22 protein-coding genes are annotated in these 17,202 nt (G+C 70.0%); all 22 read left to right on the plus strand.

What is annotated here, in order from left to right; genetic code table 11:
* Positions 1–5 precede the first annotated feature (5 nt).
* The 22 genes from ACIRVF_RS08230 (at position 6) to ACIRVF_RS08335 (ending at position 17,143) form a co-directional block, all read left to right on the plus strand.
* Positions 6–437: a DUF6221 family protein gene (locus ACIRVF_RS08230; RefSeq protein ID WP_402815384.1), complete on the plus strand. Its 432-nt coding sequence runs from the start codon at positions 6–8 to the stop codon at positions 435–437.
* 28 nt (positions 438–465) lie between these two features.
* Positions 466–660 carry a hypothetical protein gene (locus tag ACIRVF_RS08235; protein WP_402815386.1) on the plus strand — a complete coding sequence of 65 codons (195 nt, stop codon included), beginning with the start codon at positions 466–468 and terminating at the stop codon, positions 658–660.
* Between the two features lie 89 nt (positions 661–749).
* Entirely contained in the window at positions 750–1,448 is a 699-nt protein-coding gene (locus ACIRVF_RS08240; protein ID WP_402815388.1) for a hypothetical protein, read from the plus strand.
* 449 nt (positions 1,449–1,897) lie between these two features.
* The gene (locus ACIRVF_RS08245) at positions 1,898–2,104 is read left to right on the plus strand and encodes a hypothetical protein (protein ID WP_402815390.1); all 207 of its coding nucleotides are present in this window, start codon (positions 1,898–1,900) and stop codon (positions 2,102–2,104) included.
* Positions 2,105–2,137: 33 nt separating this feature from the next.
* Positions 2,138–2,443 (plus strand): hypothetical protein, encoded by a 306-nt coding sequence (locus ACIRVF_RS08250; protein ID WP_402815391.1) that lies wholly within the window; start codon positions 2,138–2,140, stop codon positions 2,441–2,443.
* A 2-nt stretch (positions 2,444–2,445) separates the two neighbouring features.
* The gene (locus ACIRVF_RS08255; protein WP_402815393.1) at positions 2,446–3,015 is read left to right on the plus strand and encodes a hypothetical protein; all 570 of its coding nucleotides are present in this window, start codon (positions 2,446–2,448) and stop codon (positions 3,013–3,015) included.
* A gap of 18 nt (positions 3,016–3,033) precedes the next feature.
* The gene (locus ACIRVF_RS08260; RefSeq protein ID WP_402815395.1) at positions 3,034–4,632 is read left to right on the plus strand and encodes a hypothetical protein; all 1,599 of its coding nucleotides are present in this window, start codon (positions 3,034–3,036) and stop codon (positions 4,630–4,632) included.
* An 18-nt stretch (positions 4,633–4,650) separates the two neighbouring features.
* Positions 4,651–7,008 (plus strand): phage portal protein, encoded by a 2,358-nt coding sequence (locus tag ACIRVF_RS08265; RefSeq protein WP_402815397.1) that lies wholly within the window; start codon positions 4,651–4,653, stop codon positions 7,006–7,008.
* An 86-nt stretch (positions 7,009–7,094) separates the two neighbouring features.
* Positions 7,095–7,724: a phage minor head protein gene (locus ACIRVF_RS08270; RefSeq protein ID WP_402815398.1), complete on the plus strand. Its 630-nt coding sequence runs from the start codon at positions 7,095–7,097 to the stop codon at positions 7,722–7,724.
* 10 nt (positions 7,725–7,734) lie between these two features.
* Entirely contained in the window at positions 7,735–8,112 is a 378-nt protein-coding gene (locus tag ACIRVF_RS08275) for an XkdF-like putative serine protease domain-containing protein (protein ID WP_402815400.1), read from the plus strand.
* A complete protein-coding gene (locus ACIRVF_RS08280; protein WP_402815403.1) occupies positions 8,112–9,692 on the plus strand; it encodes a hypothetical protein in 1,581 nt (526 codons plus the stop codon). The genes ACIRVF_RS08275 and ACIRVF_RS08280 overlap by 1 nt, the downstream gene beginning before the upstream one ends.
* An 82-nt stretch (positions 9,693–9,774) precedes the next feature.
* Positions 9,775–11,274, plus strand: coding sequence for a hypothetical protein (locus ACIRVF_RS08285; protein ID WP_402815405.1), 1,500 nt, complete (start codon positions 9,775–9,777; stop codon positions 11,272–11,274).
* A gap of 899 nt (positions 11,275–12,173) precedes the next feature.
* Complete coding sequence (locus ACIRVF_RS08290) at positions 12,174–12,386, plus strand: HNH endonuclease signature motif containing protein (protein WP_402815407.1); 213 nt, start codon at positions 12,174–12,176, stop codon at positions 12,384–12,386.
* A gap of 63 nt (positions 12,387–12,449) precedes the next feature.
* Positions 12,450–12,890 (plus strand): hypothetical protein, encoded by a 441-nt coding sequence (locus ACIRVF_RS08295; RefSeq protein WP_402815409.1) that lies wholly within the window; start codon positions 12,450–12,452, stop codon positions 12,888–12,890.
* A gap of 53 nt (positions 12,891–12,943) precedes the next feature.
* The gene (locus ACIRVF_RS08300) at positions 12,944–13,294 is read left to right on the plus strand and encodes a hypothetical protein (RefSeq protein ID WP_402815411.1); all 351 of its coding nucleotides are present in this window, start codon (positions 12,944–12,946) and stop codon (positions 13,292–13,294) included.
* A 46-nt stretch (positions 13,295–13,340) separates the two neighbouring features.
* Entirely contained in the window at positions 13,341–14,270 is a 930-nt protein-coding gene (locus ACIRVF_RS08305; protein WP_402815413.1) for a hypothetical protein, read from the plus strand.
* An 86-nt stretch (positions 14,271–14,356) separates the two neighbouring features.
* Complete coding sequence (locus tag ACIRVF_RS08310) at positions 14,357–14,677, plus strand: hypothetical protein (protein ID WP_402815415.1); 321 nt, start codon at positions 14,357–14,359, stop codon at positions 14,675–14,677.
* 10 nt (positions 14,678–14,687) lie between these two features.
* Positions 14,688–15,065: an HK97 gp10 family phage protein gene (locus ACIRVF_RS08315; protein ID WP_402815417.1), complete on the plus strand. Its 378-nt coding sequence runs from the start codon at positions 14,688–14,690 to the stop codon at positions 15,063–15,065.
* Positions 15,066–15,077: 12 nt separating this feature from the next.
* Complete coding sequence (locus ACIRVF_RS08320; protein WP_402815419.1) at positions 15,078–15,578, plus strand: hypothetical protein; 501 nt, start codon at positions 15,078–15,080, stop codon at positions 15,576–15,578.
* An 11-nt stretch (positions 15,579–15,589) separates the two neighbouring features.
* Entirely contained in the window at positions 15,590–15,760 is a 171-nt protein-coding gene (locus ACIRVF_RS08325) for a hypothetical protein (RefSeq protein WP_402815421.1), read from the plus strand.
* Positions 15,757–16,470 (plus strand): hypothetical protein, encoded by a 714-nt coding sequence (locus tag ACIRVF_RS08330; protein WP_402815423.1) that lies wholly within the window; start codon positions 15,757–15,759, stop codon positions 16,468–16,470. Before ACIRVF_RS08325 ends, ACIRVF_RS08330 begins: the two co-directional genes overlap by 4 nt.
* A gap of 82 nt (positions 16,471–16,552) precedes the next feature.
* Positions 16,553–17,143, plus strand: a complete 591-nt coding sequence (locus tag ACIRVF_RS08335) for a hypothetical protein (RefSeq protein ID WP_402815425.1) — start codon at positions 16,553–16,555, stop codon at positions 17,141–17,143.
* The last annotated feature ends 59 nt before the right edge of the window (positions 17,144–17,202 follow it).

The raw sequence follows: 17,202 nt of genomic DNA on the forward strand, positions 1-17,202 counted from the left end.
GAGGCATGACCGACGCCCTGGTGCAGTTTCTCCGCGCCCGTCTCGACGAGGATGAGCAGACGGCGCGCATCATCAGCTGTGGTGGCTTCGCGCCCGAGGTGTGGCGCGCCGAGCCAGTACGCAGCCGTCGGTGGATGCAGATCGTCCCATTCGAGCGCGGGCTACTCGAACCTCCCGGGTCCGAGTACCGTGCGAGCGACAGTCCGACCGTCCTCGTCGCCAACAACCGGGCCGAGTGGGCGCACATCGAACGGTGGGACCCGGCACGGGTAGTGGCCGAGGTCGACGCCAAGCGGCGCATCCTCGACGAGTGTGAGGGCGCGGTCAACCACGACAGCCGAGGCATGATGTCGATGGCCGACAGCGTCCTCAGCCTGCTCGCCCTGCCGTACGCCGACCACCCCGACTACCGGCCCGAATGGGCACCGGGCGCCTGACTTATCCCACCGCGCGAGAGAAGCCGCCATGCCCAAGCAGATCAAGCACACCGCCAGCAACAAGCACATGACCCTCGACGAACTCGGGGCGTTCGTCGCCGACGCCCTCCGCAGCGGCGCGAGCGGCAGTGAATCCGTCAGCGCACAGATCACCATGGGCGGCAAGCTCAAGAACGTCGCCACCGAGGTCGTAGCCGCGGCAGCGGCCGACTTCCAGAAGTAGCGGCCCGGTTGCCGGGTCACCGGACGGGCAAGGCACGCCCGGTAGGTGCCACACTGGGCTGATCACCCCGCCGCCCCGGGAGGACCAGCATGCACACCACCCCCACCGACATCGACCCCGACGCCCCCCGGTGCACGCACTGCCCCCGACTCCTCCGCCACGACGAACTCGACCGGCACGCCTGCCGCATCTGCGAGGACCGCGCAACCACCCAACTCCGCGCCCTGCCGGGCCTCTACGACCAGCTCGGCGACAAGCTCACCCCCGCCGCATCTGCGAGCAACACCGGCCGCATCACCGGCGCATCCGGTACTGCACCGCTCCCTGTCGCCCTCACCCCGCTCGACCTCCGGGGCCCCGGCGGAATCGTTTCCTCACTCCTCGGCATCGAGCAGCGCTGGCGCATACACCTCGACTGGGAGCCGCTCCCGTTCCGCGGCGACTACGAGCACAGCCTCGCCGGCTGCGTCACCATGCTCACCAACAACCTGCCGTGGGCGTGCGAGAACTACGCCGACATCGCCGCCGAGCTGAAGCTGATCAACGCGCTTCACTCCCGCGCCGAATCTACGGTCACCGGCCAGTGGGAGCAGCGAGTGCCGATCGGCTGCTGCCCTGCCGGGGCGGACGATGGCGGTCTCCCCTGCGGCGAGCGACTGAAGGTCTCGCCCTGGGCCCTGGAGATCAAATGCGGCGGATGCGGCACCACATGGCCGCGAACGAGCTGGCTGGCCCTCGGCGCAACCATGCGCGGCTCCGACACGCCGCCCATACGGAGCGCAGCTTGACAAGCCACCCGACCGAAGCGACTATCTGATCAACTAGAACATCTGTCGAAAGGGCCACCCAATTCGGGTGGCCCTTTTCGCGTTTCCGGCAAGGCGGTGCACCCGGTGGAGCCCATACTCGTCACCGCTCGTGAAGCCGCCTTGTGGACCGGTCGCCCCATCGGCACGATCTGGCGGTGGGCGTCGGAGGGACGAATCGCCCGCCACGAGACGCCGCGCGGCACCAGGTACGACCTTCGCGAGCTGCCGGCCGCCACCGACGCCGGCCCCGGGGCCGTCCCCGTGCTGCCCGAAGGTTGCCGCGCCGCCTGATCCCCGCGAACTCCCCGCCGTGTGCCGCCCGCGCGAGCCGGCCGGCGGGGACGGCCCGCCCTGAGGGCGGCGGGCCCGGCTCGCGGCCTGGCACCCCACCGTCCCGCCAGGCCGCGAGCCCCGAACCGGAGGTGCACTTGGACCCCAAGACGTGGCGCGCCCTCGACGCCCCGTTCACCGACCCCAGCCGCTGGGACCCGATCCCCGGCGTCTGCTCCCGCTGCGGCCGCCCCGCCTGGCTCGGCGAACGCCGCTGGTGGCACGACGGGCCGCCCTGCCGAGCCCGCCACACCGACCGCATCACCGCCCCCGTGACCGCCGAGTTCATCCCAGCCCCTCGCTGAACAGCCACCGCCCTCACTGCAAGGAGATCCCGTATGTCCATCGCCAACGACTTCCACGCCCTCGTCGTCAAGCTCCAGAACGAGGGCCACCACCTCGCCGACGAGGCCCACAAGCTCTGGGACCGTCTCCGCGGCGACGAGACCGCCCTCGCCACCGAAGTCGGCGCCGACACCCGGAAGATCGCCGTCGATGCCGGCCCGCTCGTCGCCGAGGTCAAGGCCGACGCCGCCTCCATCGGTGGTGACGTCGCCCAGGAGGCCAAGGCCATGGGCGCCGAAGCCGTCGCCGACGCCAAGGCCGCAGCCGCCGACATCCAGAAGCCCGCCCCGCAGGCCTGACCATGACCGCCGGCAACAAGCCCATCTGCGGAGCCAAGACCCGACAGGAAGAATCCGCCGAGTACTGCGGCCTGCGCGCCGGCTGGGGCACTTCGCATCCCGGGACGGGGAGATGCCGCCTCCACGGCGGCAACACCCCAGGTCAGAAGGTCAGGGCCGCGCAGGACATCGCCGAGCAGGAGGTCCGCGCCGTGCTCGCCGAACTCGATGTCCAACCCGTCGACGACCCCCTCACCGCCCTCATGCAGCTCGCCGGCCAGGTCGTCGCCTGGCAAACCGCCACCGCCACCCTCGTCAACCGCATCGGCGACGAGATCCGCTACGAAGGCGGCGCCGGCGCAGAACAGCTCCGCGCCGAAGTCCAGCTCTACGAACGAGCCATGGACCGGGCCAACGCCGTCCTCTCTTCGATCGCCAGGCTGAACATCGAGGAACGCCTCGCCACGATTTCCGAGGCCCAGGCCGAACGGATCCTCGGCGCGATCGACGCCGTCCTCGCCCACCTCGGCGTCACCGGCGTCCAGGCCGCGGAGGCCAAGACCATCGCGGCACGACACCTGCGTTCCGTGTAGGCCGCAAGGAGGTGGCCTGTGCGGGCCGACCCCCTCGTTCTCGCAGCCCGGAGGCTCGAAGAGCACGGTGCGCAGCATGCTCGGGTCGACGAGTACGCCGCCAACCCGGCGTTGTGGGCGCGGGAGAAGCTCGGCGAACACCTGTGGTCAAAGCAGGTCGCGATCGCCTCCTCGGTGCGGGACCACCGCCTGACCGCCGTGCAGAGTTGCCACGGCGTCGGCAAGTCGTTCGTCGCCTCGCGCCTGACCGCCTGGTGGCTCGACACCCATCCGGCCGGCGAGGCACGGGTGGTCACCACCGCCCCGACCGGCGACCAGGTCAAAGCCATTCTGTGGTCGGAGATCAACGCGGCGTTCTCCACCGCTGCGGCACGCGGCACCCCACTACCCGGGCGGATCAACGAGACGGACTGGAAGCTCGGCAAGCGGCTCATCGCCTTCGGCCGCAAACCGAGCGACTACAACCCGCACGCGTTCCAGGGCATCCACGCCAAATACGTCCTGGTCATCCTCGACGAGGCCTGCGGCATCAACAAACAGTTCTGGACCGCCGCAAACGCCATCGCCACGGGCGAGCACTGCCGGATCCTCGCGATCGGCAACCCGGACGACCCCGGCTCCCAGTTCGCGCGGGTCTGCGCCAACACGGACCGGTGGAACGTCATTCGGATCTCGGCGTTCGACACCCCGAACTTCACCAGCGAGTCTGTGCCGGCCGAGCTGCGACCGATGCTCGTCTCCAGTGCGTACGAAGCCGACATGCGCGCTGAGTTCGGCGAGCAGTCCCCCACCTACATCTCCAAAGTCCTCGGCGAGTTCCCCTCCGATGCCGAGGACGGCGTCGTCCGGCTGTCCGCGATCCGGGCCTGCGCGCTCCCCCCAGAGCAACCACTCAAGTACACGGACCTCGCCCCAGTCGAACTCGGCGTCGACCTTGGCGCCGGCGGCGACGAAACCGTCATCCGGGAACGCCGCGGCACGCGGGTTGGCCGAGAGTGGCGCAGCCGCGAGAAAGACCCCACCAAGGTCGTCCACGCGATCGTCGCCGCGATCCGCGAATCGAAGGCCACCAAGGTCAAAGTCGACAGCATCGGCATCGGCTGGGGCATCGTCGGGACACTCCGGGAGCGCCGGGCCCGCGGCGAGCACGATGCGGAGATCATCGGCGTCAACGTGTCCGAAGGCAGCAGTGAGCCGGCGAAGTTCGCCCGGCTTCGGTCGCAGATCTGGTGGCAGATCGGCCGCCAGCTGTCCGAAGACCGCGGCTGGGACCTTTCCGAACTCGACCCGGACGACCGGGAACGGCTCGTCTCCCAGCTCACCGCGCCGAAGTACTCGATCGACGCCGCCGGCCGGATCGTCGTGGAGCCGAAGGCCGAGACGAAGAAGCGCATCGGCCGCTCACCCGACAACGCCGATGCCCTGCTCCTGGCGTTCTTCGACGGCAGCGGCCTGGATGCGCACGCGTGGCTCGCCTACGGGCGCCGCAAGGCTGCGGAGGCTCAGCCGTCCGACGCCGAGATGAAAGACGCCCCGGGCCCTGCACCGGAGCCAGACGACCCCGCCGCAGCGCGCAAGAGAGCGCGCGATGCCGCGATCCGCCAACAGCGCCAATAACCCCTGACGGGAGGCGGCGTGGGCATCCGGGATCGCATCGCCAAGGCCTTCGGGGCCGGCAATCGGGTGCCCGCACAGATCGAGGCGGCCGAGCAGGCCGCCCAGATGACCTCCCAGACGCCGTTCGCGCCGGGCACCCCGCAGATGCCGTTCGACGGCTACTCGCGGCAGCCCCGCAGCCGGGACTTCCAGACCGGCGTCAACATCGCCGCCCGGCCCCGCCTCCACGAGCGCGTCTCCTTCCACACCCTGCGCGGGCTGATCGAGTCCTACGACGTCGCGCAGGCCTGCATCTGGCACCGGATCGACTCGATCCGAGCGCTCGACTGGTCCCTGACGCCGGCGCCGGGCTTCCACGGCGACGCCGAGGCGGCCATCGCCAAGGGAATGGCCGTCCTCGCCAAGCCCGACCGGCAGACACCGTTCGCGAACTGGTTGGCCACATGGCTGTACGACGTCCTGGCGTACGACGCGGGCACCCTGTACCGGCTGCGGAACCGCCGCGGTGACGCCATCGGCCTTCGAGTCGTGGACGGCACCACCATCGCCCCGCTGCTCGACTACTGGGGCAACATCCCCGAGCCGCCCGCCGAGGGCTACGTCCAGTACGTGCAGGGCCTCCCCTGGAACTGGCTCACCAGGAACGACCTCATCTACCAGCCGTTCCGGCCACGCGCCAACAGCCCGTACGGCACCGCCCCGCTGGAGACCGTGTTGTTGAATGCCAACACGGACCTGCGGTTCCAGGCCCACTTCTTGGCGAGGTTCACCGAGGGCAACGTGCCGGAGGCGTTTGCGTCCGCCCCCGAGACCTGGACCCCCGACCAGATCGAAGAATGGCAGTCCGTATGGGACGCCATGATGCTCGGCGACCAGGCCGCCAAGCACCAGATCAAATGGATGCCCGGCGGATCCGGCATCACCTGGAGCAACGAGAAGGACTTCTCCGACACCTTCTCCCTGTTCCTGATGCGCAAGACCTGCGCCGCCTACCACGTCGTCCCGTCGGACCTCGGGTTCACCGAGACCGTCAACCTGTCCTCCTCCGAGTCACAGGGAGACGTCCAGCACCGCGTCGGCGACCTCCCGCTGATCGCCTACATCCAGTCGGTCCTCAGCGGCTTCCTGCAGGACGACCTCGGTCTCCCGATTGCGTTCAGCTTCGACACCGGGCAGGAAAAGGAGGACCGCCTCCAGCTGGCGCAGACGTGGCAGGTCTACATCGAGACCGGCATGGCCTCCGCCGACGAGGCGCGCGAAGCCCTGCTGGGCCTGCCCGCCGACCCCACCCGGCCCACCCCCCGCTTCTTCAGCACCCCCCGCGTCGGCCCGATCCCGCTCCTCGCCATCGACGGCATCGCCGGCAAGGTCGACCCCGAGACGTACGGCCCGGCCAAGGACCAGCCCGTCCTGGCCCAGCCGTACGTGCCACCGCCCGGAACCGTGCCGGCCCCCGGCACCACCGACCAGGCCGCTTCCGCCGCCGCCGAGGATGCCTACCAGGCGCAGTACAACGAGCTCGTCCACGCCTCGGACGTGGCCAAGGACGCGGAGGCTGGCGGCGCAGTGACGGAACCGCCGGGCCCCACCGCGGGCATCAGCTCGGCCACCGGCATCACCGGCTACGACCTCGTACGCCCCATCGACGACGAGGAAGAAGAGGACGACCGGGCGCAGCTGGCCAAGCAGGAGCTGCGGGCGTTCCACCGGTTCGCCCGCACCCGACGCCGCGACGGCCACTGGCGTAACTTCACGTTCCAGCACCTCGACCCGTCCCAGGCCCGGCGCCTCAACCAGACGGGCCGCCTCGCCGTCCGCAAGGCAGCTGGCGAGGTCGCCGTCGCCGGGCTCGCGGTGCAGGCCGTTGACACCGGCCGGGTTCTGATGATCCAGCGGGCCCTCGACCCGGACGACCCCGCGGCTGGCATGTGGGAGTTCCCCGGCGGCCACCTCGAAGGCGCCGAGACGCCCCTTCAAGGCGCGTGGCGAGAGTGGGCCGAGGAGACGGGCTGCATCCCTCCCCCCGGATCCTCCGCAGGCTCGTGGGTCAGTGCGGACGGCATCTACCAGGGCCTCGTGTGGGTGGTCGACTCCGAGGACATGGTGCCCGTCGCCAGCGGCCGCGACCAGGTCGACAACCCCGACGACCCCGACGGCGACCACATCGAGGCGATCGCATGGTGGGACCCGGCGCTCCTTGCTGGCAACCCCGCGGTGCGGCGGGAGCTTCTGGCCAGCCTGCCCGACGTCCTTGCCGCACTCGGCCAGAACGAGCAGGCAGACGTGGCGAAGGCCGGTGATGCCGGCCCAAAAGCCCTGACGGCTGGCCCGGCTGGGAGCAGGATGAGCGCACCGCCCGCTACTGGGCGCCGCTGATCGCCGCCGCGCTCGGCACGGCGCTCACCGCGTCGGCATCCACCCGGCTTGCCCGTACCTTCAGTGCGGGCAACAGCGGTCGGGGCGTGGACCAGCAGGCCCTGACCGTGGCCGCCGTCACCTGGCTCGCCGGGCAGGGCATCACTGCCGGGCCCGCGCTCACGGATGCACTCACCGGCCTCTACACCGACGGCTACCTCGTCGGCACCGCGTCCGCCGCGGCCGTGACCGGCAGCGAGTCGGCCGGCCTCGACGGCTGGGCGCCCGGCGACCGGGCCGCGGCCCAAGACCGCATCGACAGCCACGGCGCAGGGCCGGCCCTCACGGTGCTGACCGCCGGGGCCGCAGCCGCCGCGGCGACGCTGACCGCGTCCCGCATCAAGGACGCGGCCAAGGCCCTCGCCGCCGGAGTCATGGCCGGTGATGCGCCGCGCACCATCGGCACAGCCATGCACGCGGCAATGACCGACCCAGACCGGGCCTACGCCGCCGTCATCACCGAAACCACCCGCGGCATCGCCGCCGGCACGGCCGACAACTACCGGCGAAACGGGATCGCACTCGGCCAGTGGCAGACCGAACCCGACGGCAACGTCTGCCCGGTCTGCGACGCCAACGCCGCCGCCGGACCGATCCCCATCGGCCACGCCTACCCCAGCGGCGACACCACACCTCCCGCCCACCCCCGGTGCCGCTGCGCCGTCCTCCCTGCCTAGGAGGTGCCCCGTGCCCGAGCAGCGCTACGTCCTGGGCATTGCGTACCAGGCAGGCCCGGACCCCCGCATTCAGCGCGGCGCCGACGGCGGCCGCGACTTCTTCACGCCAGCCGAGTTGGAGAAGGCCGCCTGGTCGTTCCTCCAGGACGGCGGCGCCCAGGTCGGCATCGGTCATGTCGACGGCACCACCGGCGCCGCGACGGTCGTCGAGTCGTACATCTGGCGCGGCCCGGACTGGGACCTCGGCGACGGCACCGTCGTGAAGGCCGGCGACTGGCTCGTCGGCGCGATCCTCGACGAGCCCGCCTGGCAGCTCTACAAGTCCGGCCGGATCACCGGCTTCTCGCCGCAGGGCATGGCGCGGCGCATCCCCAACCGGAGCAGCTGATGACCACACCCGACGACGAATTCACCGAGCTACGCGACGCGACCATCCCCCGGGTGGACCTGGTCGACAAGGCCGCCAACGGCACCACCTTCTTGATCGCCAAGCACGCCGCCGACAGCCGAGGCCTCATGGACCCCGGCTTCGTACGAGACCTGATCGGCAAGACCGCCGAGTCCCAGGAGGAGACCGTGACCATGACCGGCAGCCCCGGGGCCATCGCCAAACTCATGCACGAGGCCGCGCAGCGCGCCCGCGGCCGCGACGACGTCGCCAAGGACACCGGCATCGGCGCCGACCTCGACGACTCCGAAGACGGCCTCGACCCCACTATGGTGCTCGCCGCACCCGATGACGACGCGCCCGGCGACCCCAACGACCCCGGGTCCCCCGCCTGGGAGGCCATCGACGCCGCCACAGCCCAGAAGTGGACGAGCATCGCCGTCCGACTGCGGAACGCCCTCGGCGTGATGGCCGAACGGGAACTGCTGGAGGCAGCCAGCGCCGACCCCGACGATGCCGAAGCCGCGTGGGATCTCCAGGACGCGCAGTGCGCTCTGGACTACGTCATCGACACCCTCGCCTCCTTCGCCGTCGGCGAGCAGGCCGAGGCCGAACTCTGCGGCGAAGCCATGGCCCAGGTCGGCAAGGCCCTCGGCGGCTTCGACCCTGCCGCACTCGACACCGTCGAAGCCCTTGGCCAGGTCGCGAAGGCCGGCCGGGTCCTGTCCGCCGCGAACGAGACCGCGATCCGCACCGCCACCGAGCACCTCCAGCGGGTCCTGGCGTCACTGCCCGAAGCCCCGGTCGCCAAGACCGCCCACGAGGAGCCCGACATGGCCACACCCACCCCCTCCGAGAACGCCGCCGAGGTCGAGAAGACCGACGCGCCTGAGACCGACAGCGAGCCGTTGGCCAAGGCCGACGGCGACAAGCCGCCCGTGGTCGTCGTCTACGACCAGAAGGGCCGCCTCATCGGCATCGTCGACCCCGCGGACGTCACCCCGGTGGCCAACGCCGAGGCCGAGCCGGACGACATGGACACGGACTCCGACGACAGCTCCGACGACACCTCTGCCCCGGCCGCCGCCGACAACACGCCCGACCTCGAACCGCAGCCCGCGGCCGAGGCCGGCACCCCCGCCAACGCGCCGTCGCCCGACGACGATGCGGTCACCAAGACCAACCAGACCGACGACACCACCTTCTCGGAGATGTTCAAGAGCAGCCTCCTGGCTGCGGTCGAAAGCGTCCTGACCAAGCACAGCGCCGACCAGGAAGAGCGGATCGCCAAGACCGGCGATGCCGTCCTGGAGCTGGCGGACCTCGTCGAGACGCTCAAGGGCCGCGTCAGGGTGCTGGAGGAGCAGCCCGCCACCCCGAAGGTGTTCACCAACGGAGCGACCCCGCCGCGTGAGCAGCTGCGCGGCCAGGACCACGGCGCACCCGCGGCCGTCGACGTCGCCAAGGCCCGCCAGCTCAAGGGCGTCCTCTACCGAGGCACCGCTGTTGAGCAGAACCAGGCCGCCACCGACATGCAGACCGCCGCCATCGCCGCGCTCCAGGCGATCCACCAGCGGTAGCCCCACCCGCACCCACAGACCCCGCAGCCCCCGGACGAGCGCCAAGCGCCCCGGGGGCTTTCGCATGCCCAGGAGGCACCCCTTGAGCGCACCGCTCGCCAACGTCACCGAGGACACGCTCGCCGCCATCAGCAAGGCACAGACCAGCGGCATCCTCAACAACACCGGCATCTGGTCCTACGACCTCTCCGAGCTCGTCTCCCTCATCCCGGTCGTCACCCCGTTCCGCGACATCGTCGCCCGTGTGATGAGCCCCAACGGCAACCCCTACGCCGTGTGGCGCGCCATCATGAACCTCACCAACAGCCAGCCCTCGCCCGCGATGGGCTTCGACTACGCCGCCAACGAAGTCGCCTTCCAGGAGCAGGACTTCCAGGCCCGCTACAAGCCCACCGGGTTCGCCGGCCTCGTCACGCAGGACGCCTACGACCTGGCGCACGGCTACGGCGACCCGTTCGCCATCGCCACCTTCCAGGTCCTCAACCAGGTCCTCATCGGCGACGACCGGCAGCTCATGGGCGGCCAGTCGTTCCCGCTCGCCCGCCCCGCCGCCCCCACCCTGACCACGTCGACCAGCGGCGGCACCATCGCCGCGACCACCACCGTCTACGTCGGCGTCGCCGCCCGCACCGGAACCGGCTACTACTACGGCAACGGCAACAGCCAGGGCAACTCGGCGAGCATCGCCACCGGCGCCGGCAGCACCAACACCGTGTCCGCGACCGTCGCCTCGGTGCGCGGCGCGGTCTGCTACGACTGGTTCCAGAGTTCCAACGGGACGACCTGGTACTACTACACGACCACCACGGTCAACACGGTCACCATGACCAAGGTCATCAGCTCCAACCAGGCGCTGCCCGCGCTCACCGCGGCCCCCGACCTGTCCACCTCCTGGCAGGGCGCCGCCAACGCCTCCCCGACGTACAACGCCGCCGCCGACAACGGCTCTGCCGCGCCCGCCGAGTACGACGGCTTCCTCGCCTCCCTCGCCGGCGACTACAACGGCGCCGGCCAGTGGTCCCAGCCCGGAACCGGCACCCCGAACCCGTCGATCAACAACTCCCTGAACGGGGCGGCGCTCACCCTCACCGGCGGATCGATCACCGAGATCGAGAACCTGCTGTTCCTGCCGCTGTGGCAGCAGGTCAAGTGCTCCCCGACCGCGATCATGGTCAACGCGAGCCAGGCCCAGGAAATCGCCAACCTCATCCTCGGCTCGTCGTCGGCGACGACCTACTTGAACACCGACGCCTCCGGCCGTGTCTCCGTCACCGCCGGCGGCCGCGTCGGCGAGATCGTCAACGCCCCCGCGGGCGGCGTCACCGTGCCGATCGAGGTCCACACCTCCCTCCCGCCGGGCACCATCATCGCCCGCACCGACCGCGTCCCGTTCCCGCAGGCCAACATCAGCTCCGTGCTGGAGTACCGGGCCCTGCGCGACACCGCCCAGTTCGACTACGGCATCTCCCGCATCGCCAACACCGCAGGTGGCGGTCCGCGTCGTGAATTCGAAATTCGCAGTGTGGGTGCCTTCTTGAATAGGGCGCCAGTCGCAATGGCCTCCCTCCAAAACGTGGCCTGAACAGCGCAGTTGTACTGAGAAATTGCGCTAGTCGGAGCTCAACTCGGCGTATCCTGATAGGAATTCACCTCCTACTAAGGGGCGCCATGACGTTGGATCCCGACCGGACGTGCACCATCCCCGAATGCGGTGCCAAGAAGGTCGGCCGGGGATGGTGCGCGAGGCACTACGGCATCTGGCGCAGCTATGGGGATCCGCTTCATCCCGTTCGGCGGTACGTCCGTCAGGAAAGGGAGTGCACACACCAAGGGTGCAACTCCAGGCCCCAGCGCCGTGGCCTGTGCAACAAGCACGCCAAGCGCGAGGAGGCCCACGGTGAAACAACCGATCCGCGCGAGCGCCGCTTCTGGGCTCAGGTCAACAAGAGCGGCCCCATACCCAGGGAGCGCCCCGACCTTGGACCCTGCTGGGTCTGGACCGGGTACATCCATGCCGCCACAGGCTACGGCCAGTTCGGCGCCGGGACCGGCACACGCCTCCCTCACCGAATCGCCTACCAGTACCTGGTCGGTCCGATCCCCAAAGGCCGCCACCTCGACCACCTTTGCCACACGGCTGACCTCAAGTGCGCGGACAGCGTCCAGTGCCCACATCGACGGTGCTGCAACCCCGAGCACTTGGAGCCCGTCACCCCACGCGAGAACATTGCCCGCGGCAGAGGAGGCGACTCCTGGGGCTATGTACCTGAGCCCATACTTCAACGGCCCAAGCCTTTGACGCCTGAGCGCTGCACAGAGTGCGATGGCGATGAGCCGATCTACAAGCGGACCCTGTGCAGACCGTGCTACCGCAAGTGGCTCAGGGACCCCAGCGTCGAGCGGCCATCACAGCGGACCCCGGAACGGCGATTCTGGGCGAAGGTAGAGAAGACCGATTCGTGCTGGTTGTGGACGGCAAGCGTGCACAGCAAGACCGGCTATGGGCGCTTCGCTGCGAAGCATGGCCAGATGATCGACGCCCACAGGTACTCGTACTTCCTCGCCCACGGCGCCATACCCGGAGGCTTGGATGTGCATCACACCTGTCATGTTCGGCGCTGCGTCCGCCCCGAGCATCTGCGCGCTACGAGCCGCTCGGAGAACCTCTCAGAGCGCAAGGTCCGCCGCTACTGATAGCTCCCGGCCGAGGGCGCCCCGCCCTCGGCCCTCGTTTGCCCTGACACCGAGGAGGTCCGGATGCCGCCGGCACGTGCGGGTGTCCCCTACCCGAACTTCACCGCCACGCAGGAGCTGTTCCGCGCCGACGGGCTCACGCTGACCGGCAACTCGGACACCGTCTCCGCGAACATCACCAACCAGGTCAACAACGCTACCGGCGGCCTGATCGACGTCTCGTCGGTGTCCAACGGCCTCCTGGTCGTCAACGTCGCGAACGCCCCGACCGGCACCTCACCGGGGCTCGCTGTGTTCTTCGACGTCCGTGACGCGTTCGGGAACTGGGTCCTTACCTCGAATGCGACCGCGATCTCCGGTGCTGTTCTCAACTTCGCCGGCACGGTCGCGGGCAACATCTCGACCGGTTACAACCTGACCTACAACGGCAGGATCCGATGGGCCGTCAGCGGCACCGGGAGTCCGACGTTCACCGGCGTCAGTTTCAGCCTGTTCGGCCGCTGATCTACGCCGGTCCGGCGGCCGAACCCGTTCCTTCACCCTCAAGGAGAGCAGGCATGCGCCTCTACTCGCGTACGGGCGCAACCGCGCTCGACGACCCCCGCCACGGCCGCATTGAGGCCGACCCCGACCATGGCGGCTTCGACCTGCCGGAGGAACTGGCCGAGGAACTGCGCGGCTTCCCGGCCTGGGAAACCGACGTCGAGCGCCAGCAGCGCCTCGTCATCGAGGAGATCGAACGCCGCAAGGACCCGGCCACACTCCTCGACGCGGTGCAGCAACTGGTGCGGGCCGCACAGACGGTGAACGCGGCCAAGCAGGCCTCCACTGCCGACGAGACCCCGGCAAAGGCTTCCCGTGCCCGCAAGGCAAGTGCTGCTCGACCGGATGGATCCAGCGCCGAGTAGACAGTTCCGGTTCGACCCGCCACGCCACTCCTGGGGGTGATTGCGCATGGCCACGCCCTACATCACCCCCGGCATGCTCCTCGCGCAGCCGGCCGGGATCTCCTGGAAGGTGATCCCGACGCTGACGGCGGACACCCCGTCGCAGCTCGCCCAGATCCAGCAGGTCTGCTGGAGCGCGACCTCTGTCGTCGACTCCTACTGTCGGCAGCCACTGCGGTCGGTGGTCGTCACGGAGACGCACTCGGGTCCCGGCGGGCCGCGGGTCGCCGTCGACCGGCACACGCAGCTCGGCACACTGATCGCGAGGCACCGGCACCTGTCGGACGTCTGGGCGGTACTCGTCTCGCCGTCCCGATCGTTCCCCGCCGCCTGGGTACCGGTGCCCGCCGGTCAGTTCCGGCTCCGCACACCGGTGTCGTTCTCCGGCCCCGTTCCGGCGACGGGCCCGTCGGGCGGCAGTGTCATCGACGTGGCCCGCGGCTGGATCGACTGGCGCCAGGGCCGCCGCGGCTACCAGGTGCAGACCTCGTACTCGTCGGGGTGGGCGCACTCCGGCCTCACCGCAGCAGCTCCGATAGGGGCAACGGTGATCAGCGTGGATGACGTGACCGGCTGGGGCGGGCCGCACGGGGTGGCTGGGTTCTGCTACGACGGGGCCGCCACGGAGACCATTACCGTGAGCAGCGCCGCCGCCACCACGCCGACGATCCTGCCGAACACCACGACCGCAGTCCAGACCGGGCCTGGCACGATTCAGCTCGCGCAGCCGCTCACGCAGTCCCACCCCGTGGGAGCGGTGGTGTCGGCGCTTCCGGCGGACGTCATCCACGCTGCGGTGCTGGCCGCCACGGTGGAGGCGCTGGAGGGTATCGACGCCATCGCTACGCAATCCCTGTCCGGGCAACTGGCGGGCGGGACCGGGGCGCTGGCGACGGAGGTCGAGATGCTACTCGACGACTACCGCCGGGTCGTCTGATGGCCCGCCGGCGGCCCAGCTTCGGCGGTGGGGGAGCGACTGGAGCGACTGGAGTTCTACGGTTCTGGAACCGCACCGTCACCATCATGCGCGGCACCAGCGTCAACGCCTACGGCGATGCGACGGACGTGGGCGTGCCCACCTACACCGGTGTTCCCGCCGCCCTGGCGGAGACCGAGCAGACCGCCTTCGACGCGGCAACGCAGCGCCAGCAGATCATCCGCTCCATCACCTGCGTCGTGCCGAACTGGGCCGACGTACGGACCACGGACACCATCCGCGATGAGACGACCGGCCACTACTTCATGATCGAGAACATTCAGGAGCAGCCCGGCATCGGCTACTACCCGCCGCCGAAGACGCTGACGCTGCGCATGCGCTCCGGTGTCACCACCGGCTCCGACTGAGGAGGTGCCCGTGACCCGCGTCGAGACCGACGGTTCCTGGGAGGACGAAGTCGCCACTGCCGTGGCCCGGCTGTTCACGGAGAAGCTCGGCCCGGCAATCGCCGCTGACGCCGCCCGCTACTGCCCCGAGAACACCGGGGCGCTCGCCGCCAGCATCGAACACCACCTGGAAGGCACCGACCTGGTCGTCTCCGCGACCGGCGGCGCCGATGGCCGCACCTACGCCGCCTACGTCGAGCTCGGCACCGGCCCGCACGTCATCCGCCCCAACGGGAAGCAGGCCTTGCACTGGGAAGGCGCCGCCCACCCGGTCCGAGAAGTGCACCACCCCGGGACCCGGCCGCAGCCGTTCCTGCGCCCGGCCCTGCTCCAGCAGCGCGGCGAGTAACTGGAGTCCACGGTGACCACTCCTGTGCTGCCGCTGGACGGCACCGATGAGCTCGTCGCAGCCGCATGGATCGCCACCATCCCCGGGTTCACCTCGGCCATGGTCGGCACCACCCTGCCCCCCGACGTCAACGCCGACGGCAGCCCGGCCCCGTGGGTCGCCACCGGGTTCGTCACTGTGGCCGTGGTCGGCGGCGGCCCCGACCCACAGCTGCCGGTCAACCGGCCAGTGATTCAGCTCGACTGCTGGGCCACTGTCCCGGGTAGCAACAAGCCGCCTTGGAACCAGGCCGCGGCCCTGGCCGGCGCCATCCGCCGAGCCACCTGGGACCGGCGAGCCATCGCCCGGCCCCTTCAGATCAGCGCCAACGGGGTCGCCTACCCAACGGCGGCCGTGCAGAGCGCGTACCTGGCCACCGCCTTTCGCCGTCTCTACGACGACCAAGGCGACTACGCCCGGTACCAGGCGGACCTGGCGCTGTCCTGGGTGACCGTCAACGACCGTTTCTACTGAGCGAGGACGTCATGCCTCTGGTCCGCACGACCTTCTTCCCCGACCCTGTCGAGGTCCCCGATGACGAGGTGCAGGTGCTCCGTGCGCAGGGCCTCCTAGTCGAGGAGACCGCCCCGCAGCCCGCCGTGGATCCCGCACCCGCCAAGCAGGCGCCCAAGCCGAAGGAGGACGTCGTCGCATGACCCGTCTCAGCCTGACCGCGACCACCCAGCCGAAGACCGGCTCCGCATCGCCGCTCAACCTCACCTCGCTGCTGGGCGCCACGACGCTCGGCGCCAACACCGGGGTGTCCTTCACCAACACCGGCCGTGAGGTGCTGCACGTCCAACTCGGGCAGCTCACTGCACCCGCCGCACCCAGCGTGTCCACCGCGGCCACCGGCGGCACCGTCGCCGCCGGCACCTACCAGGTCGAGGTCTCCTACACCAACACGGCCGGCGAGACCGTCGCCTCCGCATCCTCCAGCGTCACGACCACCGGCTCGACCTCCACCATCACGGTCACCTCCCCGGCTGCCGCGGGCAACGCCACCGGCTGGTACGCCTACATCACCCAGGCCGGCGGTGCCAGCTACACCCGCCAGCAGACCGCCGGGTCCCCGACCGCGATCGGCACCAACCTGACGCTGACCGCCCCGCCCACCAACAGCGGCCTCGCCCCGCAGTCCAGCAACACCACCGCGGGCAGCAGCACTGTCATCGTCAACATCGGGACCACCATCGAAGGGCAGCCGGTCTCCCCGATCACGGCCTCCCTCGCCACAAACGCGACCAACATCGTCGGCCCGTTCCCCACGGACGAGAACCAGCCCGGCGGGGCGATGTTCGTGGACTTCGGCACCCCGGCAAGCGTCACCGGCGTCGCGCTGCTCCAGAACGCTGGCGTGTTCTAACCCGCGCTGCACCGCGCAGTTCCCGGCCCGCTTCGCGCGGGCCTTTCTCATGCCCGCACCCATCACGTAGGGGATGATCCCTGTGGCAGTGAATGCCGCCAACCTGGTCCTCGGACCGGCCCGCCTGTACGTCGCCGCCTTCGGCAGCACCGAACCCCTCGACTCCGCCGTCACTCCCAACGGCCCCACCACGCCGCCCGGCGCCCCCTGGACCGATGTCGGCGGCACCGACGGCGGCGTCACCTGGGAGGTCGACAACACCTACACGGGCCTCCAGGTCGACCAGATCACCATGGAGGTCGGCGCGCGGCTCACCGGCATGAAGATGACGGTGACCGCCAAGTTGGCCGAGATGACGCTGACCAACCTGCAGACGGCGCTCAACAACATCGGCACCCTGGCCACGAACAGCGGCTACTCGACGCTGGACATACCCGTCACCTCGGCGTCCACCCAGCCCAGCTACGCGGCCCTGATCATCGATGGCTGGGCGCCGATGCTCTCCACCGGCCAGCCAGCGCTGCGACGGGTCATCGTCCGCAAGGTGCTGTCGCAGGTAAAGGCGCAGCTCGCCTACGACAAGAAGACGCAGCAGTCCTACGACTGCACCTTCAGCGCGTACTACGTGAGCAGCAGCATCCCGCCGGTTCACATCGTCGACCAGACGGCGTGAGCAACTCCCTGACGTTTCCCGCCCGTAGGAGAGGACCCTGTGGCCGCTAAGGTGACCGC

It is taken from the genome of Kitasatospora sp. NPDC101157, from assembly GCF_044768255.1.
Classification (GTDB): domain Bacteria; phylum Actinomycetota; class Actinomycetes; order Streptomycetales; family Streptomycetaceae; genus Kitasatospora.

Bases quoted from the DNA above. Each gene is read 5' to 3' on its own strand.
- ACIRVF_RS08305 (WP_402815413.1), top strand. From the start codon at position 13,341: ATGGCCACGCCCTACATCACCCCCGGCATGCTCCTCGCGCAGCCGGCC.
- ACIRVF_RS08230 (WP_402815384.1), top strand. From the start codon at position 6: ATGACCGACGCCCTGGTGCAGTTTCTCCGCGCCCGTCTCGACGAGGAT.
- ACIRVF_RS08310 (WP_402815415.1), top strand. From the start codon at position 14,357: ATGCGCGGCACCAGCGTCAACGCCTACGGCGATGCGACGGACGTGGGC.
- ACIRVF_RS08300 (WP_402815411.1), top strand. From the start codon at position 12,944: ATGCGCCTCTACTCGCGTACGGGCGCAACCGCGCTCGACGACCCCCGC.
- ACIRVF_RS08235 (WP_402815386.1), top strand. From the start codon at position 466: ATGCCCAAGCAGATCAAGCACACCGCCAGCAACAAGCACATGACCCTC.
- ACIRVF_RS08240 (WP_402815388.1), top strand. From the start codon at position 750: ATGCACACCACCCCCACCGACATCGACCCCGACGCCCCCCGGTGCACG.
- ACIRVF_RS08280 (WP_402815403.1), top strand. From the start codon at position 8,112: ATGACCACACCCGACGACGAATTCACCGAGCTACGCGACGCGACCATC.
- ACIRVF_RS08330 (WP_402815423.1), top strand. From the start codon at position 15,757: ATGACCCGTCTCAGCCTGACCGCGACCACCCAGCCGAAGACCGGCTCC.
- ACIRVF_RS08250 (WP_402815391.1), top strand. From the start codon at position 2,138: ATGTCCATCGCCAACGACTTCCACGCCCTCGTCGTCAAGCTCCAGAAC.
- ACIRVF_RS08295 (WP_402815409.1), top strand. From the start codon at position 12,450: ATGCCGCCGGCACGTGCGGGTGTCCCCTACCCGAACTTCACCGCCACG.
- ACIRVF_RS08255 (WP_402815393.1), top strand. From the start codon at position 2,446: ATGACCGCCGGCAACAAGCCCATCTGCGGAGCCAAGACCCGACAGGAA.
- ACIRVF_RS08325 (WP_402815421.1), top strand. From the start codon at position 15,590: ATGCCTCTGGTCCGCACGACCTTCTTCCCCGACCCTGTCGAGGTCCCC.